Source organism: Cupriavidus sp. CuC1, from assembly GCF_044627735.1.
Taxonomy (GTDB): domain Bacteria; phylum Pseudomonadota; class Gammaproteobacteria; order Burkholderiales; family Burkholderiaceae; genus Cupriavidus; species Cupriavidus ulmosensis.
Map to the genome: position 1 here is coordinate 30,848 of NZ_JBIUHC010000035.1, position 25,896 is coordinate 56,743.

At 65.8% G+C, this 25,896-nt stretch carries 20 protein-coding genes and 1 pseudogene; 13 read left to right on the plus strand and 8 right to left on the minus strand.

The genetic code is table 11. From position 1 onward, the window contains the following. Positions 1–20: 20 nt before the first annotated feature. The 6 genes from ACGLHR_RS17100 (at position 21) to ACGLHR_RS17125 (ending at position 6,504) form a co-directional block, all read left to right on the plus strand. Positions 21–995, plus strand: coding sequence for a tripartite tricarboxylate transporter substrate binding protein (locus ACGLHR_RS17100; protein WP_318234550.1), 975 nt, complete (start codon positions 21–23; stop codon positions 993–995). A gap of 12 nt (positions 996–1,007) precedes the next feature. Beyond that, complete coding sequence (locus ACGLHR_RS17105; protein WP_400095406.1) at positions 1,008–1,706, plus strand: RraA family protein; 699 nt, start codon at positions 1,008–1,010, stop codon at positions 1,704–1,706. Between the two features lie 244 nt (positions 1,707–1,950). Further along, the gene (gene hpnI / locus ACGLHR_RS17110) at positions 1,951–3,183 is read left to right on the plus strand and encodes a bacteriohopanetetrol glucosamine biosynthesis glycosyltransferase HpnI (RefSeq protein ID WP_400095407.1); all 1,233 of its coding nucleotides are present in this window, start codon (positions 1,951–1,953) and stop codon (positions 3,181–3,183) included. Positions 3,184–3,224: 41 nt separating this feature from the next. Further along, a complete protein-coding gene (hpnJ, locus tag ACGLHR_RS17115; RefSeq protein ID WP_400095409.1) occupies positions 3,225–4,646 on the plus strand; it encodes a hopanoid biosynthesis associated radical SAM protein HpnJ in 1,422 nt (473 codons plus the stop codon). A gap of 47 nt (positions 4,647–4,693) precedes the next feature. After that, the gene (gene hpnK / locus ACGLHR_RS17120) at positions 4,694–5,518 is read left to right on the plus strand and encodes a hopanoid biosynthesis-associated protein HpnK (RefSeq protein WP_400095454.1); all 825 of its coding nucleotides are present in this window, start codon (positions 4,694–4,696) and stop codon (positions 5,516–5,518) included. After that, on the plus strand, positions 5,515–6,504 hold the full coding sequence (locus ACGLHR_RS17125; protein ID WP_400095410.1) for a lysylphosphatidylglycerol synthase domain-containing protein: 990 nt from the start codon (positions 5,515–5,517) through the stop codon (positions 6,502–6,504). The genes hpnK and ACGLHR_RS17125 overlap by 4 nt, the downstream gene beginning before the upstream one ends. Positions 6,505–6,638: 134 nt before the next feature. Here the strand turns inward: ACGLHR_RS17125 and ACGLHR_RS17130 are convergent. The 7 genes and pseudogenes from ACGLHR_RS17130 to ACGLHR_RS17160 form a co-directional block, all read right to left on the minus strand. Continuing rightward, positions 6,639–6,761, minus strand: a pseudogene (locus ACGLHR_RS17130) (SDR family oxidoreductase); the annotation flags it as partial. Positions 6,762–6,797: 36 nt separating this feature from the next. Continuing rightward, positions 6,798–8,879 (minus strand): 3-hydroxyacyl-CoA dehydrogenase NAD-binding domain-containing protein, encoded by a 2,082-nt coding sequence (locus ACGLHR_RS17135; RefSeq protein ID WP_400095412.1) that lies wholly within the window; start codon positions 8,877–8,879, stop codon positions 6,798–6,800. 65 nt (positions 8,880–8,944) lie between these two features. After that, the gene (locus ACGLHR_RS17140; protein ID WP_400095413.1) at positions 8,945–10,147 is read right to left on the minus strand and encodes an acetyl-CoA C-acyltransferase; all 1,203 of its coding nucleotides are present in this window, start codon (positions 10,145–10,147) and stop codon (positions 8,945–8,947) included. A gap of 32 nt (positions 10,148–10,179) precedes the next feature. Further along, entirely contained in the window at positions 10,180–11,937 is a 1,758-nt protein-coding gene (locus ACGLHR_RS17145) for a long-chain-fatty-acid--CoA ligase (RefSeq protein WP_400095415.1), read from the minus strand. Between the two features lie 55 nt (positions 11,938–11,992). After that, positions 11,993–13,330: an MFS transporter gene (locus ACGLHR_RS17150; RefSeq protein WP_400095416.1), complete on the minus strand. Its 1,338-nt coding sequence runs from the start codon at positions 13,328–13,330 to the stop codon at positions 11,993–11,995. Next, complete coding sequence (locus ACGLHR_RS17155) at positions 13,327–14,001, minus strand: alpha/beta hydrolase (RefSeq protein ID WP_318234562.1); 675 nt, start codon at positions 13,999–14,001, stop codon at positions 13,327–13,329. Before ACGLHR_RS17155 ends, ACGLHR_RS17150 begins: the two co-directional genes overlap by 4 nt. Beyond that, positions 13,998–14,933 carry an alpha/beta fold hydrolase gene (locus tag ACGLHR_RS17160; protein ID WP_400095419.1) on the minus strand — a complete coding sequence of 312 codons (936 nt, stop codon included), beginning with the start codon at positions 14,931–14,933 and terminating at the stop codon, positions 13,998–14,000. Before ACGLHR_RS17160 ends, ACGLHR_RS17155 begins: the two co-directional genes overlap by 4 nt. Before the next feature lie 238 nt (positions 14,934–15,171). Here ACGLHR_RS17160 and ACGLHR_RS17165 point away from each other — a divergent pair, with 238 nt between their 5' ends. From ACGLHR_RS17165 to ACGLHR_RS17195, 7 genes are all read left to right on the plus strand, one after another. Next, complete coding sequence (locus ACGLHR_RS17165) at positions 15,172–16,356, plus strand: acyl-CoA dehydrogenase family protein (protein ID WP_400095420.1); 1,185 nt, start codon at positions 15,172–15,174, stop codon at positions 16,354–16,356. 62 nt (positions 16,357–16,418) lie between these two features. After that, the gene (locus ACGLHR_RS17170; protein WP_400095422.1) at positions 16,419–17,558 is read left to right on the plus strand and encodes an acyl-CoA dehydrogenase family protein; all 1,140 of its coding nucleotides are present in this window, start codon (positions 16,419–16,421) and stop codon (positions 17,556–17,558) included. 432 nt (positions 17,559–17,990) lie between these two features. Further along, positions 17,991–18,947 carry an ABC transporter permease gene (locus ACGLHR_RS17175; RefSeq protein ID WP_400095424.1) on the plus strand — a complete coding sequence of 319 codons (957 nt, stop codon included), beginning with the start codon at positions 17,991–17,993 and terminating at the stop codon, positions 18,945–18,947. Next, a complete protein-coding gene (locus ACGLHR_RS17180; RefSeq protein WP_400095426.1) occupies positions 18,947–19,891 on the plus strand; it encodes an ABC transporter permease in 945 nt (314 codons plus the stop codon). The genes ACGLHR_RS17175 and ACGLHR_RS17180 overlap by 1 nt, the downstream gene beginning before the upstream one ends. Before the next feature lie 67 nt (positions 19,892–19,958). After that, positions 19,959–21,614, plus strand: coding sequence for an ABC transporter substrate-binding protein (locus ACGLHR_RS17185; RefSeq protein WP_400095455.1), 1,656 nt, complete (start codon positions 19,959–19,961; stop codon positions 21,612–21,614). Positions 21,615–21,642: 28 nt separating this feature from the next. After that, on the plus strand, positions 21,643–22,626 hold the full coding sequence (locus ACGLHR_RS17190; RefSeq protein WP_400095428.1) for an ABC transporter ATP-binding protein: 984 nt from the start codon (positions 21,643–21,645) through the stop codon (positions 22,624–22,626). 55 nt (positions 22,627–22,681) lie between these two features. Beyond that, positions 22,682–23,662, plus strand: coding sequence for an ABC transporter ATP-binding protein (locus tag ACGLHR_RS17195; RefSeq protein ID WP_400095456.1), 981 nt, complete (start codon positions 22,682–22,684; stop codon positions 23,660–23,662). Between the two features lie 924 nt (positions 23,663–24,586). Here ACGLHR_RS17195 and ACGLHR_RS17200 read toward each other — a convergent pair. Then, the gene (locus ACGLHR_RS17200) at positions 24,587–25,861 is read right to left on the minus strand and encodes a TetR/AcrR family transcriptional regulator (RefSeq protein WP_400095430.1); all 1,275 of its coding nucleotides are present in this window, start codon (positions 25,859–25,861) and stop codon (positions 24,587–24,589) included. Positions 25,862–25,896 lie beyond the last annotated feature (35 nt).

Consider the following 25,896-nt stretch of genomic DNA (forward strand, 5'->3'; position numbering starts at 1 on the left):
TCCATCCACCAGGGCGCACCATGAACTTTCTGCTGAAGTGTCTTCGCCTCGTCGCGGCGGGCTTGCCGCTGCTTGCCACGGCCGCCCATGGCGAGCCCGCGTATCCCTCGAGGCCGATCCGCATCCTTGTGGGCTTTTCTCCTGGTGGCTCGAACGATATCGTCGCCCGCCTGCTGGCGCCCAAGCTGTCCGAGGTCCTGGGCCAGCAGGTGCTTATCGACAACCGCCCGGGCGCCGGCGGGAACATCGCTGCCGATACCATGCTGAAAGCCCCCGCCGATGGCCACACCCTGATGATCTGCACCACGGGGATGCTGTCCATCCAGCCGTCCTTGCAGAAGGTCAGCTACGATCCGCAGACCGACATCATTCCCGTGTCCCTGATTGCCAACACGCCGTACATCGCGCTGGTCAACGCAGCGCTGCCCATCCACAACGTCAAGGAACTGATTGCCTACGCCAAGGCCAATCCGGGCAAGCTGAACTTCGCTTCGTCCGGCAATGGCACGGCGGGCCACCTCGCTGGCGAAATGCTCAAGTTGCGCGCCGGCATCAACATCGTCCATGTGCCTTACAAGGGCACGGGCCAGGCCATGACGGACCTGCTCGGCGGCCAGGTCTCCCTGATCTTCGACCAGCCCATCAGTTCCCTGCCTTACGCGAAATCCGGAAAGCTGCGCGTGCTTGGCGTGGCGTCGCTGCAGCGCCTGCAGTCGCTGCCCGACGTGCCGACATTCGCGGAGTCTGGCGTACCCGGGTTTGACCCCGTGGCGTGGACCGGGCTTTGCGCGGCCAAGGGTACCCCCGCCAGCGTGGTCGCGCGCTTGCAGCACGACGTGGCGCAGGTGCTGCGCCAGCCGGAGATCGCACAGCGCCTGAGCCAGGACGGCATGGAGGTGGTTGGCAGCACGTCGGATAAATTCCGCGAGTTCCTGGTCTCGGATAAGCGCAAATGGGTCAGCGTGATCAAAGAAGCCAACGTCACGCTGAATTGATAGGAACCCGACATGGACAACGAGAGCAACCTGCCGGATATGGTCCGGGACTTCGAACGCGTTCGCCCGGACCTGATCGCGCAAGCATCTCGGTTCGCCGCCTCGATCTTCGCGGATGTGGCGGGGCGCCGCGGCGGCATGCACGGGCGCATCGCACCGCTCGATCGCGCGAGCCGCTTCTGCGGGCCCGCGCTCACGGTCGAAGTCCGGCCGGGCGACAACCTGATGATCCACGCCGCCATGGCGCTCGCAAAGCCTGGCGATGTGATCGTGGTGGACGGGAAGGGCGATCAGTCGTGCGCGCTGATGGGCAGCATCATGACGAACCAGTGCAAGGCGCTTGGCGTGGCAGCGGTGGTGCTGGACGCGGCATCGCGCGACGCCGACGAGATTGTCGAGCTGGGTTTTCCCATGTATTGCGTGGGCACGAATCCAAACGGTCCCACCAAGCTCGTACCCGGCCGCGTGAACCATCCGATTCAATGCGGGGGCGTCACCGTCAGGCCAGGGGACCTCGTCATCGGTGACGCCGACGGCGTGGTGGTGGTCGAGCGCGACAAGGTGGCTGGGCTGATCGGTCTGGCAGCAGAGAAAGTGGAGGCGGAGCGTAAGCGGATCGACGGCATCCGGTCCGGCCAGGCGTTGCGCCCCGCCTGGCTTGACACGTCCTTGCAGGTGGCGGGCGTGCTCAAGGCGGGCGAGGCGCTCTGATCGTAGTGGTCGGGCAGGGCCCGGTCCCCGGCCCTGACGCTTCCGATATAGATAAAATCAACAAGAATTGTTGTCAATATCTTTTTTGTTCAATTTGAGTACCCCACGTTGTCCCCACGCCATTGGCCATCTCCCTAGTAGACTAAATTACTTCCCTGCGTCATATTTCCTCTTAATACTTCCTTAAGTATTCACGCTATACCGTACGGCTTTAGTCAACACCCTAAAACGAGGGCTGGCCGAAATGACGTTGGACGCGCTCGCTGGTCCTGCAGTGGCATGGCTCTCGGCAGCATATGCCGTGGTGGCGGCATGGGTCAGCCGAAGGTCCTCGCCCGGCCCTATGGCCGCCGGGGTAGTCCCGGATAGTGCGAGCGTTCGCCCGGTGACCGTGCTCAAGCCGCTTTGCGGCGCCGAGCCCCGTCTCTACGAAAACCTTGCCACTTTGTGCCGACAACAGCACCCCGCCTACCAGATCGTGTTTGGTGTGCGTGCTGCCGACGATCCGGCCATCGGCGTGGTGGAGCGCTTGCGCGCCGATTTTCCCGCCTGCCAGATCGACCTGGTCATCGATCCACGGGTGCATGGCAGCAATCTCAAGGCCAGCAACCTGATCAATCTGTGCGCCAGCGCGCGTCACGCATGGCTGGTGGTCGCCGATAGCGACATTGCCGTGGCGCCGGACTATCTTGCCCGCGTCACCGCCCCCCTGGCCGATGCCCGGGTCGGTGTGGTGACTTGCCTGTATCGCGGCCAGCCGGTCGGCGGCTTCTGGTCGCGCCTGGGGGTCGGCTTCATCGATCAGTGGTTTGCGCCATCGGTGCGAGTCGCCCACGCGGGCGGCTCCCGCAGTTTTTCCTTTGGCGCCACGATTGCCCTGCGGCGTGACGCGCTGGCCGCAATTGGCGGGTTCGAAGCGCTCTCTAACCGGCTGGCCGACGATTTCTGGCTGGGCGAGCTGGTTCGGCGCCAGGGGCTGGATACGGTGCTGTCGGATGAGATGGTCAGCACCGATGTGACGGAATCCAGTCTTGCTGAGCTGTGGGCGCATGAATTGCGGTGGATGCGCACCATCCGCTCGCTGAACCCGGCTGGCTTCGCCTTCACCTTCATCACGTTCACCTGGCCAATGCTGGCGCTGGCCGCCTGGCTCTCGCCGCAGCCGCTTGTGCTGGCCGCGGTGCTGGTGGGCGGGTTGGCGCGCAGCATCCTGGCTGGCGGCCTCGGCGCCGCGCTGATGTCGCCGCTGCGCGATACGCTGCTGATTGTGGAGTGGGCCGTCGCCCTGGCCGGTTCGCAGGTGCGCTGGCGCGATCGGATATTGCCGGTGCGCGACCCTCCCACCCCCGACGCGCCGCCGCAGCCGCGCGCGCCGGTGGCGCGCGCGGGCATGGAACCTTACCAGGGTGCTGGCGCCACGCTTCGCCCCCTTCCCTTGATGACGGAGGGGACGGACAATGGCGTGCCGGAACGCTAGTCTTCCCTTTCGACAAACGGCTTGAATCCCCCGAGGCTGCTATGAAAACCTTGTTCCTCCAGGTGCCTTCCTTCGATGGCTTTGACGGCGGCGCTGGCTCGCGCTACCAGGCCAAGCGCGAGATCAAATCGTTCTGGTACCCGACGTGGCTGGCGCAGCCCGCCGCCTTGGTGCCGGGCAGCCGCGTGCTCGACGCGCCTGCCGACGGCCTGGGCGTGCAGGAAACGCTGGATATCGCCGCCGGCTATGAACTCGTCATCATCCACACCAGCACGCCGTCCTTTCCCACCGACGCCAAGTTCGCGGAGGAGCTCAAGGCTCGCCACCCTGGCGTGATGATCGGCATGGTAGGCGCCAAGCCCGCGGTCGATCCCAGCGGCACGCTCGGCGCCAGCCCCGCCATCGATTTCGTGTGCCGCGAGGAGTTCGACTACACCTGCCAGGAGGTGGCTGCCGGCAAGCCGCTCAAGGATGTGCTTGGCCTGAGCTACAAGCTGCCGGACGGCTCGCAGGAGCACAATGGCCCGCGCCCGATGATCGAGAACATGGACGAGCTGCCCTTCGTGGCGCCGGTCTACCAGCGCGACCTGAAGATCGACAACTACTTCATCGGCTACCTGAAGCACCCCTACGTCTCGATCTATACCGGGCGCGGCTGCCGCTCCAAGTGCACCTTCTGCCTGTGGCCGCAGACCGTGGGCGGGCACCGCTATCGCACGCGGTCCCCGGAGAACGTGATCGCCGAGGTCAAATGGATCAAGGAGAACATGCCCGAGGTCAAGGAGATCATGTTCGACGACGACACCTTCACGGATTTCAAGCCGCGCGTGGAAGAGATCGCGCGCGAGCTGGGCAAGCTGGGTGTGACGTGGTCCTGCAATGCCAAGGCCAACGTGCCCTACAGCACGCTCAAGATCATGAAGGAAAACGGCCTGCGCCTGCTGCTGGTGGGCTACGAGTCTGGCGACGACCAGATCCTGCTCAATATCAAGAAGGGCCTGCGCACGGATATCGCGCGCCGCTTCACCGAGGACTGCCGCAAGCTCGGCATCATCATCCACGGCACCTTCATCCTCGGCCTGCCGGGCGAGACGCGCGAGACCATCGCGAAAACCATCCAGTACGCCAAGGACCTCAACCCGCACACCATCCAGGTCTCGCTGGCCGCGCCGTATCCCGGCACCACGCTGTACCGGCAGGCGGTGGACAACGGCTGGCTGGAAGACAACAAGGTGATCAACCTGGTCAACGACAAGGGCGTGCAGCTCGCCGCGATCAGCTACCCGCACCTGTCCAAGGAAGAGATCTACCACGGCGTGGAGACCTTCTATAAGCGCTTCTATTTCCGTCCGGGCAAGATCTGGGAGATCGTGCGCGAGATGCTGGGCAGCTGGGACATGATGAAGCGCCGCCTGCGCGAAGGGGTGGAGTTCTTCCGCTTCCTGCGCTCGCATGAGGCCTGACCCTGGCGCGCGATCCTGTGGCGTCTGACCCTGCGGAGCGGCGTGCCCTGATCATCACCGCCGACGATTTCGGCCTGCATGGCGGCGTCAACGAAGCCGTGGAGCTGGCGCACCGCGACGGCGTGCTGAACGCCGCCAGCCTGATGGTGGGCGCGAGCGCGGCCGCCGACGCGGTGGCGCGCGCCAGGCGCCTGCCGCGCTTGCGCGTGGGCTTGCATGTGGTGCTGGCCGATGGCCCGGCCGTGCTGGCTCCGGCTGCCATCCCGGCGCTGGTGGATGCGCACGGCCGCTTCGGCTCGGCCATGGCGCGCGACGGCTTGCGCTTTTTCTTCCTGCCGCATGTGCGGCGCCAGCTGGCCGCGGAGATCCGCGCCCAGTTCGAGGCGTTCGCGGCCACCGGGCTGACGCTGGACCACGTGAACACGCACAAGCATTTCCACCTGCATCCCACCGTGCTGTCCCTGATCTTGCAGATCGGCCGCGAGTTCGGCCTGCACGCCATGCGCCTGCCCAGCGAGCCTGCGGCGCCGCTGCTGCTGCGGCCCTGGCTGGCCTTGCTGCGCAGGCGGCTGGACCTGGCCGGCATCGCCCACAACGACTACGTGCTTGGCATCGCCAATAGCGGCGGCATGGACGAAGCCGCCTTGCTGGCCGCGCTGGCTCAGCTGCCGGCGGGCGTGGGCGAGATCTACCTGCATCCCGGCGTGGTCTCCGGTGCCGAGGTGGCGCCCAGCATGCGTGGCTATCGCCATGCCGACGAGCTGGCCGCGCTGCTGTCGCCCCGCGTGCGCGAGGCGCTCGAGCGCGCCGGCGTGCGCCGCGGCGGCTTCACAGACATCTTTGGCGCGCCCGGCGCCCTGGCTCCCGCATGAAGCGCCTGATCTACCTGGCCGGCCTGCTCGGCATACTCGCCCTGACCGCGCTCGTGCTGCACCAAGGCGCGGCCGACATTGGCCGCATGGTTGGCCAGGCGGGCTGGGCGCTGCTGTTGCTCGTACCCTTTCACGGCCTGCCGCTGCTGCTGGACGCGCAAGGCTGGCGGGTCTTGCTGACCTCGGCCGATCCCGATGAGTCCGCCAGCCTTGCCTTCCTGTGGTGGGTGGCCACCGTGCGCGAGGCGGTCAACCGCCTGTTGCCTACGGTTGGCGTGGGTGGCGAGCTGGTTGGCATCCGCCTGAGCCGCCTGCGCATCGCGGATACCACTGCCGTGACCGCCAGCATCGTGGTGGAAGTCATGGTGACGCTGTTCGCGCAGTACCTGTTCTCCGCGCTCGGCGTGGTGCTGTTGCTGCTGGCACTTGGTAGTGGCGGCGGCCAGGCCTGGGCGGTGCTGGCCGGCTTGCTGCTGTCCTTGCCGGTGCCCGTGATGTTTGCGCTCTCGCTGCGCCACAGCGCGCTGTTCGAGCGGCTCGAAGGCGCCGCGCGGCGCTTGTTCGGGACAGACCACCGCTTGGTCGCCATGATCGATGGCGCGCGGCTGGACGCGCAGATCCGAGCCCTGAATGCGCGCCGCAGCGAACTGCTCGCCGCGCTGTGCTGGCAGTTCGCCGGCCTGGCGGTGGGCGCGGCGGAGGTCTGGTTCGCGCTATGGCTGCTGGGCCATCCCGTTCCGTTCTGGCAGGCGCTGGCCATCGAGTCGCTGACCCAGGCAGTGCGTCACGTGGCCTTCTTCGTGCCGGCCGGCCTTGGAGTGCAAGAGGCGGTAGTGATGCTGCTTGGCCACCTGCTAGGCGTCGATCCTCAGGTGGCGTTGTCGCTGGCGCTGGTCAAGCGCGCGCGCGAGGTGCTGTTCGGCATTCCGGCGCTGTTGTCCTGGCAGTGGCTGGAGCTGCGGCGCTGGCGGCGCGCAGCCGCGTAGCCGCCTGGTAGTGTAGTCGCGCAGTCGTGGCACGGTAGCAAAGCGCGCCGGTAGCATGCCTCCCATCAGGCCGCAGGCTCCGCGCTGGTTGCCCGCGACCGCCTGGCAAGCCAGCTGACGACCGGGCAAGGGGCTTAGCCCTTCACCAGGCCGCCATCCGCAATCAGGTTCTGGCCAGTGACGGCCCGCGCCCACTGCGACAGGAAGAACACCACGGCATCGGCGAATTCCTGCGACGCGGTCACGCGGCGTAGCGGCCAGGGGGGCACACCTACAGGTAGTGCCCCGACGGCTTACTTCAGGTCGCCGAACTTCTTGCCCTGCGCAACCAGGTCCTCCAGCAGCTTGGCCGGCTTGAAGTCCGCGCCGAGCGTAGTCTCGAAGTTCTTCATGGCTGCCAGCACCTTGTCCAGCCCGATCGTGTCCGCGTAGCACATCGGGCCGCCCCGGTACACCGGCCAGCCGTAGCCGTTCACCCAGACCACATCGATGTCGGAAGCGCGGATGGCCTTGCCTTCTTCCAGGATCTTCGCGCCTTCGTTGATCATCGGGTAGACGCAGCGCTCCAGGATCTCTTGCTCGGAGACCACGCGGCTGGTCTTGCCCTGCTTGGCGGCAAAGTCGCGGATGATCTGCTCGACCACGGGCGAGGGGATGGCATTGCGCTTCTCGTCGTAGTCGTAGTAGCCCGCGCCGGTCTTCTGGCCGCGCCGGTCCATCTCGCACAGGATCTCGCGCAGCGTGGAGCTGCTGGACTTCTCGCGGATCCAGCCCAGGTCCAGGCCGGCCAGGTCGCTCATGGCGAACGGGCCCATCGGGAAGCCGAAGTTGTACAGCACGCGGTCGATGTCCCACGGCAGCGCGCCTTCGAGCACGAGCTTCTGTGCTTCGCGCTGGCGTTGGGCGAGCATGCGGTTGCCGACAAAGCCCGGGCACACACCCACCAGCGCGGCGATCTTGCCGATCTTGCGGGCGAGCTCCATCGAGGTGCGGATGACGGGCTTGGCGGTCTTGTCGCCGCGCACCACTTCCAGCAGCTTCATGACGTTGGCCGGCGAGAAGAAATGCAGGCCGATCACGGATTCCGGGCGCGACGTGGCGCAGGCGATCTCGTTGACGTCGAGCGCGGAGGTGTTGGTGGCCAGGATGGCGCCCTGCTTCACGATCTTGTCGAGCTTGCCAAAGATGTCCTTCTTCACGTCCATGTTTTCATAGACGGCTTCGATCACCAGGTCGGCGTCGGCCAGCTGGCCGAGCTCCAGCGTCGGGGTCAGCAGCGCCATGCGCTTGTCGACATCGGCGGCGGTGATGCGGCCCTTCTTGGCGGTGTTGTCGTAGTTGGCGCGGATGGTGCGCACGCCGCGGTCCAGTGCTTCCTGCGCGGTTTCCACGATGACAACGGGAATGCCGGCATTGAGCATGTTCATGGCGATGCCGCCGCCCATGGTGCCCGCGCCGATGATGCCCACCTTCTTCACGTCGATGGTCGGCGTGTCGGCCGGCACGTCGGGCAGGTTCCAGACCTGGCGCGAGGCGAAGAAGTAATAGCGCTGCGCGGCGGATTGCGTGCCGTTCATCAACTCCATGAAGAGCTTGCGCTCTACCTTCATGCCTTCGTCGAACGGCAGGTTGACCGCGGCCTCGATGCAGCGGATGTTGTATTCGGGCGCGTCGAAGCCACGGAACTTGCGGGCGTTGGCGCGGCGGAACTCGGCGAACAGCTCCGGCTTGCCGCGCGCGGCTTCCACCTTTTCGTTGAGGTCGCGCACCTTGCGCAGCGGGCGCTGCTCGGCATTGACCTGCTTGACGAAGGCTATGGCGTCGGCGCGCAGCGCTGCGTCATCGGTCACCAGGTCGAACAGCCCCATCTCCGCGGCGGCGGCCGCACCGACGTGGGCGCCGGAGGTCACCATGTCGAGCGCCTTGGCGGGGCCGACGATGCGGGGCAGGCGTTGCGTGCCGCCGGCGCCGGGCAGCAGGCCGAGGTTGACTTCGGGCAGGCCGCATTTGGCCGACCGAGCCGCCACGCGATAGTGGCAGACCAGCGCGACTTCCAGCCCGCCGCCCAGCGCGGTGCCGTGGATGGCCGCGACCACGGGCTTGGGCGAGCCTTCGATCGCGGCTTGCACGTCGGCCAGCGACGGGCCAACCTGCGGCTTGCCGAACTCGGTGATGTCGGCGCCCGCGATAAAGGTCTTGCCCGCGCAGGTCAGGACGATGCCCTTGACGTTGCTGTCGGCGATGGCTAGCTTGACGCCATCGAGAATGCCGGCGCGGACCGCGGCGGACAAGGCGTTGACCGGCGGCGAGTTGAGCGTAAGGATGGCGATGTCGCCTTCAATGGCGAGATCTGCGACTGCGTTGATGGCGGTCATGCGTGTGGACTCCAGAATGTCGGTGTGTGAGTGTAGGCGGCTTGAAGCGAGCGCTATCGCCAGCCTCAGAAAATCTCGAACAGCCCGGCCGCGCCCATGCCGCCGCCGATGCACATCGTCACCACGCCGAACCTGGCGCCACGGCGCTTGCCTTCCAGCAGCAGGTGACCGCTCATGCGCGCGCCGGACATGCCGTAGGGATGGCCAATGGAGATCGCGCCACCGGAGACGTTCAGGCGCTCGTTCGGAATGCCCAGCGTGTCGCGGATATGCAGGACCTGGCTGGCGAACGCCTCGTTCAGCTCCCAGATGCCGATGTCGTTCATCGACAAGCCGTGCTGCTTGAGCAGCTTGGGAATGGCGAACACAGGGCCAATGCCCATCTCGTCCGGATCGCAGCCCGCGACGGCCATGCCGCGATATGCGCCCAGCGGCTGCAGGCCGCGGCGTTCCGCTTCCTTGGCTTCCATCAGCACCATGGCGGACGCGCCGTCGGACAACTGCGAGGCATTGCCGGCGGTGATGAAGCTGCCCTGCGCCACGCGCTGCCCGTTCTTGAACACCGGCTTGAGCGCCTGCAGGTCGGCCAGCGTGGTGCCGGGGCGGTTGCCTTCGTCCTTGGCCAGCGTGACCTGCTTCTCGCTCACGGCGCCGCTGACCTTGTCGGTGACCAGCATGGTGGTGGTGATCGGCACGATCTCCGCGTCGAAGCGGCCGGCTTCCTGCGCGGCGGCGGTGCGCTGCTGCGACTGCAGCGAGTACGCATCCTGGGCCTCGCGGCTCACGCCATAGCGCTGCGCCACGATCTCGGCGGTCTCCAGCATCGTCATGTAGATCTGCGGCAGGGTCTGCACCAACTGCGGATCCTGCGCGCGATAGCGGTTGATCTTGTCGTTCTGGACCAGCGAGATCGACTCCAGCCCGCCGCCCACGGTAACCTGCATGCCGTCGACGATGATCTGCTTGGCGGCCGTGGCAATCGCCATCAGCCCGGAGGCGCACTGGCGGTCCATCGACATCCCCGACACCGTGACGGGCAGCCCCGCGCGCAGCAGCGCCTGGCGCGCGACGTTGCCGCCGCTCGAGCCTTGCTGCACCGCGCAGCCCAGGATCACGTCGGCGATCTCCGCCGGATCGATGCCGGCGCGCTGCACGGCGTGCGCGATGGCGTGGGCGCCGAGTTCCTGCGCCTGCGTGTTGTTGAACGCGCCGCGATGGGCCTTGCCGATCGGCGTACGTGCGGTGGAAACGATGACGGCTTCACGCATTGGAATGCTCCTGCTGTGTTGGGATGGAATGCTTAACCATGGCGGTGCGAAACGTCCTTGGCGATGGCGAGGAATCGTTCCAGGTCATCGCGGATCTGCTTTTTGTTGTACTTGCCTACGCTGGTCTTGGGGATGTCCCGCGTGATGGCGACGAGCTTGGGCAGCATCCACTTGGTGATCTTGCCGGTATCGACGCCGTGTACCTTCAGGAAATCGATGACGCTGTCCTCGCTGGCCTCGAAGCCGGTGCGCACGCTGACCAGCGCCAGGGGCTTCTCGCCCCACACCGGGTCGGGCACGCCGACCACCGTCGCCTCGCGCACGAAATCCGCCATCGCGATCAGGTTCTCCAGCAGCACCGTGGGCACCATCTCCGCGCCGCTGCGGATCACGTCCTTCATGCGGTCGGCGATGGTGATATAGCCCTCGGCATCCACCTTGGCGATGTCGCCGGTATGCAGCCAGCCGTCCTGCCAGAGCTCCGCGCTTTTCTCGGGGTTGCGGTAGTACTGCTCGGTCGTCCAGGGCGCGCGCACCACGATCTCGCCAACCGTGTGGTCGTCCTGGGGCACCGGTTTGCCTGCGTTGTCCACGACCTCCACCTCCACGCCAAGGATCGGCAGCCCGGATTTGACCAGCACCGCATCGGTCTCGTCCCGGTCCAGGTGGACCATGGTCTTCTTGATGAACGAGCCGACGATGGTGGGCGCGGTCTCCGTCATGCCGTAGCCCGAGCTCATGCGGAAGGTGGGGATCAGGGCTTCCAGCTTGCGCTTGAGCCCGAGCGGCAGCGCGCCGCCGCCAACGCTCACGCGCACCAGGCTGCTGAGATCGTATTGCTTCAGGTCCGGGTATTCGAGCAGCATGGCAGCGATGGTCGCCACGATCCCTACCGAGGTCACCTTCTCGCGCTCCACCAGTTCGCAGAATCCCTGCACGGTAAAGGTGCCGTGCAGCACGATCTTCTGTGCGCTGTAGACGGCGACGAAGGGCTGGCCCCAGCCGTGGATGTGGAACATGGGGGTGTTCAGCAACGGCACCGCGCCTTCGCCCAGGCGCGTGCCGAGGCCGTCGGCGATATCATGGTCCGGCGTGTTGCCGATGGCGAGCTGCGCCATCATGTGGATCGTCAGCAGGTAGAGCTGGCGATGCGTGAAGGTGGCGCCCTTTGGCTGGCCCGTGGTGCCGGTGGTGTAGCACAGCGTGGCGTTGACGTCCTCGTGCAGCACGGGCCAGTCGATGGTCTCGGCCTGGCGGGCGATCAGCGTTTCGTACTCGACGATGTTGGGGATGCGGGTCGGCGGCAGGCCCGGCTTGTCCGACATATAGACCACCAGCTCGACCACATCCTTGATCTGGTCGTAGATGCCTTCGAGCAGCGGCATCAGCGTGTCGTCGACAAAGAGGATCTTGTCCTGCGCGTGCCGGATGGTGTAGACGATGTGCTGCGGAGAAAGCCGGACATTGATCGGGTGCAGCGTGGCGCCGATGCCTGTCACGCCGTAGTACAGCTCAAGGTGGCGGTGGGTGTTGAGCGCCATCGTGGCGATGCGCTCGCCAGGCTCCCCGGGCATGCCGGCGAGTACCTTGAGCTCGCCGCGCAGGCCGTTGGCCAGCTGCGCCACGCGCCGATACCACTGCATCCAGGTAAAGCGGAAATACGCCCCGGTGACGTGGTTGCGGTAGACGACACCGATCTCGTTGGGGTACATGCGCACCGGCCGCTTCATGATCGTGGTGAGCACAAGCGGGTAGTGCGTGCTGAATTCCGGGTAGGTCCTGGTTGTCATCCTGTCTCCTGATTATTCTCGTGAGCCTGGTGAGCCTGTACGCTTTTGGTTGGCGCTACTCGTTGCCCTCCCGCTGCGGCCGCGGGCGGCGGCGTGGCTCTTCCACCCGCAGGGCGAGCACAAAGGCGATGCTCATCACCACGATGGCCGCGACGAACACCAGCGAGAAACGCACCCCCTGGGCCAGCATGCCGCCGAGGATGGGCCCGCACGCCATCATCGCGTAGGTGGCTGTATCGGACACGGCCAGCAGCATGGGACGGTCGCGCCGGTTGCCGAACTCCAGCGCAAAGTTGTCCGCGGACAGGAAGTAGCCGCCAAAGCTGGCGCCCAGCCCGCAGAACACCAGCAGGAACGCGCCCAGGCCATTGCAAAGCAGCAGCGCGGCGGTGGACAGCACCCACAGCCCGATGCTGCACAGGAACACCAGCCGATATCCGTGGCGGTCGGCCAGGCGGCCCCAGATCAGGTTGCTGGTGGTCTGCGCCAGCAGGTAGGCAATGCTCAGGTAGCCAAGTGTGGCGCCAGAGAGCGGCAGATGGCTGCCAACGTAGATGGCGTAGAACGGCACCGCCATCATGCTGAACGCCACCAGCGCGCGGGCAACGAAGAAGCGCACGTAGTGCTTGTCCGCGCGCAGCAGCGCCGGGACTTCGCGCAGGCGCTTGCGAAAGCCCGATTGCACGCGCACATCGTGCAGCACCGGCTCGCGCATGCGGGTCAGCGCGGAGATGCCCAGGCTGGTGAGCACGAAGGCGGCGAGGAAGGTGGTGGCGTAGCCATTGCCGAACACATTGCCGCCCACCAGGAAGCGGCCGCCGAGATAGGCCACGGCGGCGGCGATCAGCCCGCCGAGGAAATTGCGCAACGCGCTCAGCGCGCCCCGTCGCCCCAGCGGAATGATCTTGGACGTGAGGTAGTTGAAGGTCACGTTCTGCACGCCGTTGAACAGGCCGAACAGCAGCAGGAACACGGTGGCGGCGGCCAGTGCGCCGTCGCCAGAAAGCAGGAAGGCGGACAAGCCCAGGCCGAGGATCTGCAGGCGCACCAGCCAGCCCACCAGGTAGATCAGCGGCATCACGCGCTGGCGATGCTCGATCTGCGTCGCGCCCCAGATGGAGGACATCGCCATGCCGGCGTACTGCGCGGACAGCACGCATCCCACCACCAGCTTAGAGCCGGACAGCAGGTAGATATAGGCCGGCACGAAGGTGGGGGCGGTAACCAGCCGGAAGCCGGTCATGCCCAGCATGCCGTGGATCAGGTAGGCCCGCGCGTTGCGCGGCAGGTGCTGCTTTACGTGGGCGTGGAAGTTGTGCTCCGCCAGCGCGTGCGCATAGCCATGTCCGGCATTTGTGCCGAGGGTGGCGTTCGCGGCGAGTTCCGCCTTCATGCCGGCGAGCCCCCGCGCACGGTCGCCTGGGATGCGTAGTGTTGCAGCGCCTGGCCCAGTTCCACCTTCTCCAGCGAAAGCAGTTCCGTCACCGCCTTCAGCCAATCCGGGCGCTCACGGGTGCAGATCGAGATCGGCTGCGGCGTGTCGGCATGCTGCGCGGCCAGCATCGCGTAGTTGGCCGCGTAGCTCGGCGGGCGTACGTCGGTCGCCAGGTCAGCAATGGCGTAAGGGTCGGGCGGCCCGGTGCGCGTGGTGTCGACCACCGGGATATACGGATTGCGCGCGGCGGTGCCGCCACCGGCCAGGCCGGGGCCGTCGCGCAGGATGGCGCCGCGCACCTGTTCCGGGCGCGCGCCGGCCAGCAGCAAGGCGATATAGCCACCCAGCCCGCGCCCCGCCACGGTCGACGGGCCCAGGTGCGCCAGCGCGATATCCGCGTCCGCCATCAGGAACTCGCAGCTGTAGCCGCCGCCGCGAGGCATGTCCGAGAGCCCGTGCCCGGTGAAATCCAGCGCGTGCACGGTGCCGGGCCAGCCGGCGTACTCCGCCGGCAGCGTGTCCGGCGAGCGCTCGCCAAGCCCGTGCAGCAACAGCAACGCGGGCCCGCTGCCAGGCTTGAGCGGATGCAGGGCAAGGCGCAGGCGATTGTGGCGCAGGTAGACGGTCATGAACGAAGGAAGGGCAGGACGAGCGCCGCGGTCTCGCGCGGGCGCTCGATATGGATGAAGTGCCCGGTGTCGGCCATTACCTGCACCTGGGTCGAGGGCGGGAAGTACGGCGCCAGGTCGGCCGCGGTGGCATCCCATCCCATGGGCTCGCGCTCGGTGCCGAAGATGGCCAGCATGGGAATGGGAAAGCCCGGCAGGCGGTCGGTCATCCAGCGCGCGCGCATGGGGCCAAAGCCGGAGGAGCCGATCACCGGGTCGAGCTTCCAGCGCCAGCCGTCCGCATCCTGGCGCGCGCCGAGCGCGGCCAGGTAGCACAGCCACGCATGGGCGAGCCGGGGGTTCATCCGGGCGCGCCGCTGGGCGAGATCTTCAAGGGTGCCGGGCTTGCGCGTGAGGCCCGGGCTTTGCCGGCGCGTATCGAGCCAGCGCGTGATGATGGGCGCGGTCATCGATTTCTTGTCGCGCACGGCGCTGTCCGCGTGCGGATTGCGAAAGGGCAGGCCATCGATGGCGACAAAGCGGGTGAACCGGTGCGGCAGCGCCTGGATGGCATGCACCAGCAACGAGCCGCCCTTGCTATGGCCGATTGCGATCAGCGGCGCGCGCGTGATCGAGTCGGCCACGGCCAGCAGGTCCCGTTCGTCCGCGACCCAGCTGTACAGGTCGGCATGCTCGGAGTCGCCGTGGCCGCGCTGGTCGTAAGACACCACGCGGTAGCCGGCATCGGCCAGCAGCGGCGCGAAGACATCGAAGGTGCGCGCGAAATCCATGGCGCCATGCACCAGCAGGACCGGCGTGGCGTCGATCGGGCCCCACTCATGGACGGCGATGCGGATGCCGTCCGCGCTGACGGCGCGCGAGCGATCCGGCGCCCGGGCGCCGGGGAAGGCAGGGATGGCACAGCGCGGCGCGCTGGTGGCTTCAGCCTCCACATTGTCTCCTGGTTGCGCCACGCGGGCGCCGACCGGCTTGGTGCTCTTGCCGGTTTAGTGGTTACGGTATGTTTTCGAGAATCCTATCACATCGGCGGAAAATGCTGGCAGTGCGCGCTTCTTGAGCTGCTTGCGGTGTTCTGTTGCCGTTTTAGGAAATGGAGTATTGACGTTGCGGGGTCGGGCTTATATAACGAAACCAAATCAAAACAAGACAAGCCAAAAACAGGAGGCAAGCGTGGATGACCTGGAAACCTTCCGGCAGGAGGTACGTGCCTGGCTGGAAGCGCAATGCCCGCCCGAAATGCGGCAGCCCGTGCGCAACGAAGACGACATCTGCTGGGGTGGGCGCAAGTTCCGCTTCCAGTCCGAGGCGCAGCGCCTCTGGCTCACGCGCATGGGCGAGAAGGGCTGGACGGTGCCGGAGTGGCCGCGCGAGTATGGCGGCGGCGGTCTCTCCCGCGAGCAGGCCAAGGTGCTGCGCCAGGAAATGCAAGCGCTCGGCTGCCGGGTGCCGCTGCAAAGCTTCGGCATCTGGATGCTTGGCCCGGCTTTGCTCAAGTTTGGCTCGCAGGCGCAGAAGCGCGAGCATCTGCCCAAGATCGCCCGTGGCGAGATCCGCTGGTGCCAGGGGTACTCGGAGCCCAACGCGGGGTCGGACCTGGCCTCGCTGCAAACGCGCGCCGACGAGCGCGGCGATCACTTTGTCGTCAATGGGCAGAAGGTGTGGACCTCATACGCCGACAAGGCGGACTGGATCTTTTGCCTGGTGCGTACCGACTTTTCGGCGCAGAAGCACACCGGCATCAGCTTCCTGCTGTTCGACATGGAAACGCCGGGCGTGACGGCGCGGCCCATCGTGTTGATCTCCGGCAAGTCGCCGTTCTGCGAGACCTTCTTTGACGATGTGGTGGTGCCGCGCGCCAACCTGGTGGGCGAGCAAAACGGCGGCTGGGCCATCGCCAAGTACCTGCTGACCTTTGAGCGCGAGATGATCAGCGGCATCGGCGGGCGCGGCCAGCGCCCGCCGATGGGCAAGCTTGCGCGCGACACGCTCGGCCAGAACGAGCGCGGCGAAGTCGACGCGCCGATGCTGCGCGCGCAGATCGCTACCTTCGAGATCGATGAAGCGGCGTTTGCGCTGGCGGGTGAGCGCGCGATGGACCTGGCCCGGCAGGGCGAGGGCATTGCCGCGTTCTCGTCGGTGCTGAAGTACTACGGGTCGGAGCTGAACAAGCGGCGCTATGAGTTGCTGATGTCGATTGGCGGCAGCGAGGCGCTGGAGTGGGAGAGCGAGCGCAGCAACGACGGCGCCACCGCGCGCGGCTGGCTGCGCAGCAAGGCCAACTCGATCGAGGGCGGCACGAGCGAAGTGCAGCTCAACATTGTTGCCAAGCGCTTGCTCGGCCTGCCCGGCGCCTGACACCCGTCTCGGTTGCGTCCACTGCGCGCCTCGACTCCACGCTTCAACGCTTCGGAACGACTATGGCAATCGTATTGAATCAGACCCAGGATATGCTGCGGGACAGCGCCCTGGCATTCCTGCGCGAAAGCGCACCCATCTCGATGTTGCGCAAGCTGCGCGACACGCGGGACGACACGGGCTTCTCGCCCGCCCTCTGGAAAGCGTTTGCCGAGCTGGGCTTTGCCGGCGTGCTGATCCCCGAGCAGTACGGTGGCAGCGAGCTCGGTGTGGTGGAGGCGGGCGTGCTCATGGAAGCGCTAGGCCGCACGCTGGCCCAGACGCCGTTCTTCTCCACCGCCTTGCTGGGCGCTTCGCTGATTGCCCGGGGCGGCAGCGCAGCGCAGAAGGCGCATTTCCTGCCGGCCATCGCGGCCGGCAAGCACCTCACGGCGCTGGCGATCGACGAAAGCGCCGCGCACCGCCCGGAGCGCCAGGCGCTCGCCGCAGTGCAACAGGACGGCGGGTTCGTGCTCAATGGCGCCAAGGTCTTCGTCATCGACGGGCATATCGCCGATACGCTGATCGTGGTGGGCCGCACCAGCGGCAATGCCAGCGACCGTGATGGCGTCACGCTCTTTCTGGTGCCGCGCGGTGCCGATGGCATTGTCGTGGAGCGCACCGTGATGGCGGACACCCGCAATGCAGCGCGCGTGCAGTTCCGGGAGGTGCGCGTGGCGGCGGACGCGGTGCTGGGCGAGCTCGGTGGTGGCGCGGCCATGCTTGAGCACGCGCTCGATATCGCCCGCGCGGCGCTGGCGTCCGAGCTCGTCGGCATTGCCGACGAAGCATTCGAGCGCACGTTGCAATACCTGAAAGAGCGCAAGCAGTTCGGCAAGGTCATCGGCGAGTTCCAGGCGCTGCAGCATCGCGCTGCCCACCTGTTTGGCGAGATCGAGATCACGCGCGCGGCGGTGCTGCGCAGCCAGCAGCTGCTCGACGATGGCCCGGCACAGCCCGTCGCGCTGGTGTCCGCCGCCAAGGCGCGCGCCGGCTCCACGGCGATGCTGGCGGTGCAGGAGGGCGTGCAGATGCACGGCGGCATCGGCATGACCGACGAGTTCGAGATCGGCTTCTACATGAAGCGCGCTTGCGCCGCGCAGATCCTGCTCGGCGACACCAACTTCCACGCCCAGCGTTGGGCGACCTTGCGCGGCTACTGAGCGCCGCGCCGCACCATCCCCAGCCGTTATTGCGGGCCTTCCACGCGCAGGCGTGGGGCCTGCGCTCGCCCTCGCGTTTGCGGCCGCTTGTTTGCGCTGCACAAGCAGCGCGCCACGGCGGCGCCGACCTAGGTAAATCCACTAGGCATTCAAGGGCTGGTTCGGTTGTCATGAATTAGAACTCTGGGTATGCTGAATGGGCTATCTGCACAAACAGCAGCTTGGTGGAAGGCTCTTAGGAAGTATTCCGAATTCTCACCAGATATCGCTTGATTTGCGCGTTAGGTGATTCTTATCCGATGCGTTGGGCGATCACAAGAAGCACCGAACAGGAGACGGCATGGTCGGGGCGACACTCTTTATCGTATCTGCGGTATCTTTTCCCAGGGCGCGTGGAATGACCTTGCCGGGCGTCACCGAGGCGGGCGCACCATGAGTGCCTACATCCTGCGCCGCCTGCTGGCGCTGCTGCCCACGCTCTTGTTTGCCAGCCTGATCGTCTTTGTGATCGTGCGCATGGTGCCGGGCGATGTGGTGGACCTGATGCTGAGCCAGAACGACATCAGCGCCGACACCAAGAGCCGCGAGGACCTGATCCGCGTGCTGGGCCTTGACCAGCCGATGTGGTTCCAGTACGTGCACTGGATCGGCAATATCGTATTGCACGGGGATCTTGGCCAGTCCCTGTGGCAGGGCGAGCCGGTGCTCAAGATGGTGTTGGCGCGCATGCCCGCCACCTTCTCCCTGGGGGTGCTTGCCCTGTTCGTGGCGCTGTCGGTAGCGCTGCCCGTGGGCGTGCTGTCGGCGATCCGGCAGGACACCGCGGCCGACCACGTGGCGCGCTCGTTTTCCATCCTGATGCTGGCGGTGCCCAGCTTCTGGATGGGCACGATGATCATGGTGTTTCCTTCCGTGTGGTGGGGCTGGTCGCCCGAGGTGCGCTACGTCCCCTTCCTGGAAGACCCGCTCCAGCACATCAGCAACATGCTGGTGCCCGCCATCATTCTTGGCATGGCGCTGTCGGCCGTCACCATGCGCATGACGCGCACGATGATGCTGGAGGTGCTGCGCCAGGACTACATCCGCACGGCATGGGCCAAAGGCTTGAACGAGCGCCTGGTGATCCTGCGCCATGCGCTGCGCAACGCGCTGATCCCGGTGGTGACGCTGATCGGCCTGCAGGCGCCGCTGCTGATCGGCGGGGCCGTGGTGATCGAGCAGATCTTCGCGCTGCCGGGCATGGGGCTGTTGCTGCTGGATGCGGTGAACCAGCGGGACTATCCCGTGATCACCGGCGTGTTCCTGGTGGTCGGCGTGGCTGTCATGCTCATCAACCTGCTCGTGGACCTGAGCTACGGGCTGTTCGACCCGAAAGTGAGGCACCGCTGATGGCACGTCCGATCGCAAACGCCCCGACACTCAAGACGGCGCAATCCGCGCAATCCGCGCAAGCAGTGCAGTCCACGTCCGGCCCTGGCCGGCTCGGGGCGGCCTTCGCGCTGGTGGGCCGCCTGTTCCGCGAGAAGCCGCTGGGCGCCGCCGGCGCGGTGATCTGCCTGATCTTCCTGTTCTGCGGTGTCTTTGCGGACTGGCTGGCGCCGTATGGCGTCAACGAGATCAGTATGATGAAGCGGCTGCAGCCACCCTCGTGGGCGCACCCCTTCGGCACCGACAACCTCGGACGCGACATGCTCTCGCGCTGCCTGTACGGCGCGCAGCTCTCGGTCATCATCGGGCTGTCGGCCGCCACGCTGGCCACCGCCATCTCGGTGCTGATCGGCATCCTGACCGGCTACCTGGGCGGAAAGTTCGACCTGATCGTGCAGCGCATGGTGGATGCGTGGATGAGCTTTCCCGACCTGGTGATCCTGATCGTGGTGGTGTCCGTGCTCGGCCCGGGCAGCTGGCAGATCATCGGCACGCTGGGCCTGCTGCTGGGCGTGGGCGGGTCGCGCATCATCCGCAGCGCGGTGGTCTCGGTGCGCGAGAACATGTATGTGCATGCCGCGCAGTCCATGGGCGCATCCACTGGCCGCATCCTGTGGCGCCACATCCTGCCCAACGTGCTGCCGCCCATCATCGTGCTGTTCACCACGCGCGTGGGCACCGCGATCCTGGCCGAGTCCGGCCTGTCCTTCCTCGGGCTGGGCGTGCCGCCGCCGGCGCCGACCTGGGGCGGCATGCTCTCGGGCAACGGCCGCACCTTCATGTTCCAGGGGCCCTGGCTGGCCTTGGCCCCCGGCATCTGCCTCACCGTTGTCGTCTATGCCATCAACGTCTACGGCGACGCGCTACGTGACCTGCTCGACCCGCGCATGCGCGGATCGCGATAACCAACAACGGACGACAACGATGGAGGGACGCGGCTTGAACCGGACTATATCTTCAGTGGTGGCGGGCATGGCACTGGCGCTTGGCGCCGGCGCGGCCTGCGCGCAGGCCGAAGCGCCGAAGTACGGCGGCAATCTCGAGATCGGCTCGATGTATCCCACCATCTCCGCCCTGTCCTGGGACCTGGCGGACTGGAACTGGAAGCAGAACTACGACACCGGCCAGGTCTACGAGCAGCTCTTCGTTGCTGATCTTTCCAAGGCGAAGCGCAATGGTGGCAAGTACGCGTTTCAGGCCGATGCGTGGCTCCCCGAGGATGCCATACGCGGCGAGCTGGCCGAGAGCTGGAAGTGGGTCGACCCGCTGACGCTCGAAGTCAAGTTGCGCAAGGGCGTGAAATTTCCCGCCAAGACGGGCGTGATGGACGAGCGCGAACTGGTGGCCGACGACGTGGTCTTCAGCTACAACCGCCAGAACACCAGCGCGAAGAAGATCCCCACGTACTACGACCACCTCACCAAGGTGGAGGCAACGGACAAGCACACCGTGGTATTCCGCTTCAATGAGTTCAACGCCGAATGGGATTACCGCTTCGGCTGGGGCTACTACTCCGGCATCATGCCCAAGGAAGTGGCGACCGCCGGGGCCGGCAACTGGAAGAACGTGAACGGCAGCGGGCCCTTCTTGCTGAGCAACTTCGTCCAGGGCACCGCCAGCACGTATACGAAGAACGAGCAGTACTGGGATAGCGACAAGGTTGGCGGCAAGGACTACAAGCTGCCCTTCGTCGACAAGGTGGTGCTGCGCACGGTCAAGGACGAGTCCACCCGCAACACCATGCTGCGCACCGGCAAGCTGGATGTGCTCGAATCTGTCCGCTGGACCGCGGTCGATGAGCTCAAGAAGAACGCGCCGGCGCTCAAGTGGTCGCGCTGGTTGTCGACCAATGGACAGTACGTGGCGCTGCGTGTCGATACCAAGCCGTTCAACGACCTGCGCGTGCGGCGCGCGCTGAACATGGCGGTCAACAAGCAGGAGATCGTCAAGCAGTTCTATGGCGGCAATGCCGAACTGTTCGCCTATCCGCAGCATCCGGATTACGCCGGCTACTTCGAGCCGCTGAGCGCCATGCCGGAGTCGGTGAAGGAGCTGTTCACCTACAACCCGGACAAGGCACGCAAGCTGCTGGCCGAGGCGGGATATGCGAAAGGCTTCACCTTCAAGGTGCAGGTATGCGCCTGCCAGCCGGAGCACCTGGAGCTGCTGCCGCTGATCGGCGCCTACCTGGAGCAGGTTGGCGTGCGCATCGAGATCCAGCCGATGGAGTACGGTGCGTTCCTGTCGGCCATGACCACCAAGACCAATGCGCCCGGCTACCTGATGAGCAACGGCCATACCAACCCGACCACCACGATCCGCAAGAGCTTCGTGAAGGGCCAGGTCTGGAACGCCGCGCAGTGGGGCGACCCCAAGTACGAGCAGCGCGTGAATGAAGCCTTCCAGATGCGCGACCTCGGCCGCCGGCAGGAGGCCTTGCGCTCGCTCACGCGCGATGTGCTCGCGGATGCGCCGTATATCTGGCTGCCGACCCCTTACGTGTACACCGCATGGTGGCCCTGGGTGAAGAACTACAACGCCGAGCTGCGCGCGGGGGCGGTCCGTCCCGGCCCGATCTACGCACGGATGTGGGTCGACCAGGACATGAAGAAGAAGATGGGATTTTGATTCCCTTGCTCCATACAAGGAGGCCCGCATGACGCAACCCATCCTGCAGGTGAACCAGCTGACCACGCGCTTTCGCACCGACCGCGGCGTGGTCACGGCGGTGGACCAGGTCTCGTTCGACGTCGCCCCCGGTGAGACGCTGGCCATCGTCGGCGAGTCCGGCTCGGGCAAGAGCGTGACCGCGCTGTCCATCCTGGGCCTGATTCCCAGCCCGGCGGGGCGCATCGAATCGGGCGAGATCCTCTTCGATGGCCAGGACCTGCTCAAGCTGAGCCCGGCGCGCATGCGGGCGATTCGCGGCAACCGGATCGCGATGATCTTCCAGGAGCCGATGTCGTCGATGAACCCGGCGCTGACGGTTGGCAAGCAGATCGCCGAGCCGATCAACTTGCACCAGGGCATGCCGTGGAAGACCGCCCTCGGCATTGCCGGCGAGCTGCTTGGCAAGGTACAGATCCCCGAGCCGCAGAGCCGGCTGGGCGCCTATCCGCACCAGTTCTCCGGCGGCATGCGCCAGCGCGCCATGATCGCCATGGCGCTGGCCTGCAAGCCGCAACTGATCATCGCCGACGAACCCACCACCGCGCTCGATGTCACGGTGCAGGCGCAGATCCTCGATTTGCTCAAGGACCTCGCCAGCCAGTCCGATACGGCGCTCGTGCTGATTACGCACGACCTGGGCGTGGTGGCCCGCTATGCCGATCGCGTGGCCGTGATGTACGGCGGCCGCATGGTGGAGACCGCCACGGCGCGCGAGCTCTATGGCCATCCCGCGCACCCGTACACGCGCGGGCTGATGGCCTCGGTGCCGCGCATCGACGGCGATACCCACCAGCCGCTGGTGCCCATCGACGGCCAGCCGCCGGACCTCACGGCGCTGCCCCCGGGCTGCGCCTTCATGCCGCGGTGCAAGCTCGCAACCGATCAATGCGGCCAGTCGCGCCCCGCGCTGCGCGCCGTGCGCCCGAACCACTTCAAGGCATGCTTCCTCCATGACCATGACCACCACTGAGGCGCAGGCCGAGTCCGCCGCCTCCACCGCCTCCGCCGCGCGCCAGCACGGCAAGATCGGCGACGAGATCCTGCGCGTCGAGAACCTCAAGGTTCATTTCCCCGTCACCAAGGGCGTCTTCATCAAACGGCAGGTGGGCTCGGTCAAGGCGGTGGACGGCGTGTCGTTCACGCTCAAGCGCGGGGAGACACTGGGCCTGGTCGGCGAGAGCGGCTGTGGCAAGTCCACGACCGGCCTCGCCATCATCAAGATGCTGGCCGCCAGCGGCGGGCGGATCGCCTTTGACGGCGACGATTTCTCCACCTTCAGCAAGGCGCAGGAAAAGCACTTCCGCCGCAGCGTGCAGATGGTCTACCAGGATCCGTTCGGTTCGCTGAATCCGCGCATGAAGGTCTGCGACATCATCGGCGAGCCGCTCGAAGTGCACGGCATGGCCAATGACCGTGAGCGCTATCGCGCCCGCATCGCCGAGCTGCTGCAGATGGTCGGCCTGCTGCCCTATATGGCGGACCGCTATCCGCACGAGTTCTCCGGCGGCCAAAGGCAGCGCATCGGCATTGCGCGCGCATTGGCGGTCGAGCCGAGCCTCATCGTTTGCGATGAACCGGTTTCCGCGCTGGACGTATCGATCCAGGCGCAGGTGGTCAATGTGTTCATGGAGCTGCAGCGGCGCCTCGGATTGACTTATGTCTTCATTGCGCACGACCTGGCGGTGGTGCGGCATATCAGCGACCGCATCGCCGTCATGTACCTCGGCCGCATCGTCGAGATCGCGAGCCGCGATGCGCTATATGCCAATCCTCGGCATCCTTATACTCAAGCGCTGTTGTCGGCGGTGCCGGTGGCCAGCGTCGAGGCTGAGGAGAAGCGGCAGCGCATCGTGTTGAAGGGCGAGGTGCCCAGTCCCTTGAATCCGCCATCCGGGTGTCGTTTTCATCCGCGCTGCGCGCGGGCTGTTGGGCGTTGCCGGGTGGAGGATCCGGTGTTGAGGGGGAGGGGGGATGGGGGGATGGTGGCATGTCATTTGGAAGTTTAGGGTTTGGGAGTGTTTTTTGCGCTTCTAGCCCCGCTGACGCGGGGTGTTGCTTGTGGGTGGGGTTTTGAGGCTTCTAGCTGCTGATGCAGAATAGCGTGAGTGGGTGATGTTTTAGCGCTTCTAGCTGCTGTCGCGGCTGTACGGTGTTGCCGTTTTAGAACGTGTGAGATGTCACTTTTCTTTACTCGTAAAGAAAAGTAACCAAAAGAAAGCGATCCTTGCAGGAGGCTGGCGTGGCGTCATTGGGGACCCCAATGATTTCGTCGTACGGGTTCGTCGTACGGCCCTGGGTGCTAATGGACTCGTGCCGTTACCAGTTTAGATCACCACGACCCTGCCCATGCCCAGAGATTCGTGGTGGTCCCCCCGGTAGCGGCCACCACGAATTTCAGGCCGTCTGTCGCTCGCGGAGTCACCGGCCACGAAGTTGCAAGCGTCCCGTTTGCGTCGTGGGCGCGGTGGCACCGAAAAAATAATTCCGAGGAGATTACCACCGCGCCCACCCCACCACGAAACCATCACGGCGTGATATATCGTGGCGCTTTGCGCCGGTACCGGCAGATGGGTGAATGGGCAGGGATGCTGCTACCGGGGGCCTCACCACGAAACCAGCGTCATTGACAGGATCGTGGCCATTCAAACCGGTAACGGCATGAGTCAATTAAAACCCGGGGCCTGACGACGAAACCACCGGGCTACGTAACCCCAATAAGCCAGCCTCCTGCAAGGATCGCTTTCTTTTGGTTACTTTTCTTTACGAGTAAAGAAAAGTGACATCTCACACGTTCTAAAACGGCAACACCGCCCAGCCGCGACAGCAGCTAGAAGCGCCAAAACACGTCCAGCCCATCAACCATCAAAATCGCCCAGCCGCGACAGCAGCTAGAAGCACCAAAACCCCGCCCAGAAGAGATACTCCCCGCGTCAGCGGGGCCACAAGCCTACCAAATCCTCCAACTCATCAGCCCCCAATATCCCCCCCATTATCCCCATAAACAAAGGCCGAACAAACAAATCCGCCGCATTCTCCCCAGACGCATCCGGCACCCACCTCTTCAACTCCACCGCCGCATTGATCATCCCATTCACCTGCAACGCTGCAACCGTCTGATCCAACGCCCGGATCGACCCATCCTGCATGCCCTGCACCAGGAACCGCACAAACCGCGCCGACAGCCGGTTCATCGTCAGCATCTTCTCCTTGCGCATCTCCTCAGGCAGCGCGCCGTAGATGGTCAGCCGCAGTAGCGGCCCCTGGCTGGAGAACTGATAGCTGACCAGCGCGCGCGCGATCGCGCAGAGTTTGTCCCAGCCGGTGCCGGGGCCTTCTTCCACCTTGGTCTGCGCGTCCCGGATCACCGAGAACATGCGGTCGAAGCAGGCGGAGATCAGGTCGTCCTTGTTCTCGTTGTGGTGATAGAAGGATCCCTTGGTGAGGTTGAGCCGCGCGGAGATGCGGTCGGCGGAAGCGCCGCGATAGCCCAGCTCGTTGAGCAGTTCCGTGGCGGCGCGCAGGAAGGCTTCCTGGGTGGTATCCGCGACGGCAGGGGGCGGCGTTCCGGTGGTGGTGCTGTCCCATCTGGTTGACGGCGATGCAAGTCCGTTGAGCAGGATATCCACGACCGTGTCCGCTACCTTCGGATAGTCCTCCGGCTCGTAGCGCTCCACCCAGGTCATCGCGCCGCTGGTCAGCGACAGCAGCAAGTGCGCCGCCGCGCTCAGGGCACTGCGTTGCGCGGGGTCCTTGGGCGTATCGCTGCGCAACACCTTGCGGATGCGCCGGAACATGTCCGTGTAGGCCGCGAAGGCGACATCCGCGTGGGTGTCGGGCAGCGAGCGGATTTCGCGAAAGCTCATCAGCTCGGGGCGCTCGCCCGTTGCCGTCTTGGCCAGCCGCTCGAAAAAAAGCGCGATGAAGCGGCGCACCCTGGCCTGCGGCAGCGGCTCGCCGGCCGTGGCGTCGGCGATGCCCGCGATTTCGTCGATGGTGCGCATCAGGCACGCCACCACAAGGTCTTCCTTCTTGCGGTAGTAGTAGGTGATGCTGTTGGTGCTCAGGCCGACTTCCTGCGCCACGTCCGAGAGCGTGGCGCCGCGCAAGCCCTTGCGGTTGAACAGCCGGGCAGCGGCGTCGAGGATCGCCTCGCGTTTCTCCACGTACCGGCGTGTCGGGCGGGCTTCCGCTGTTTCCTTGAGCATGAGGCGAGATATCTGCGATGGTTGGCCGGGAGCGC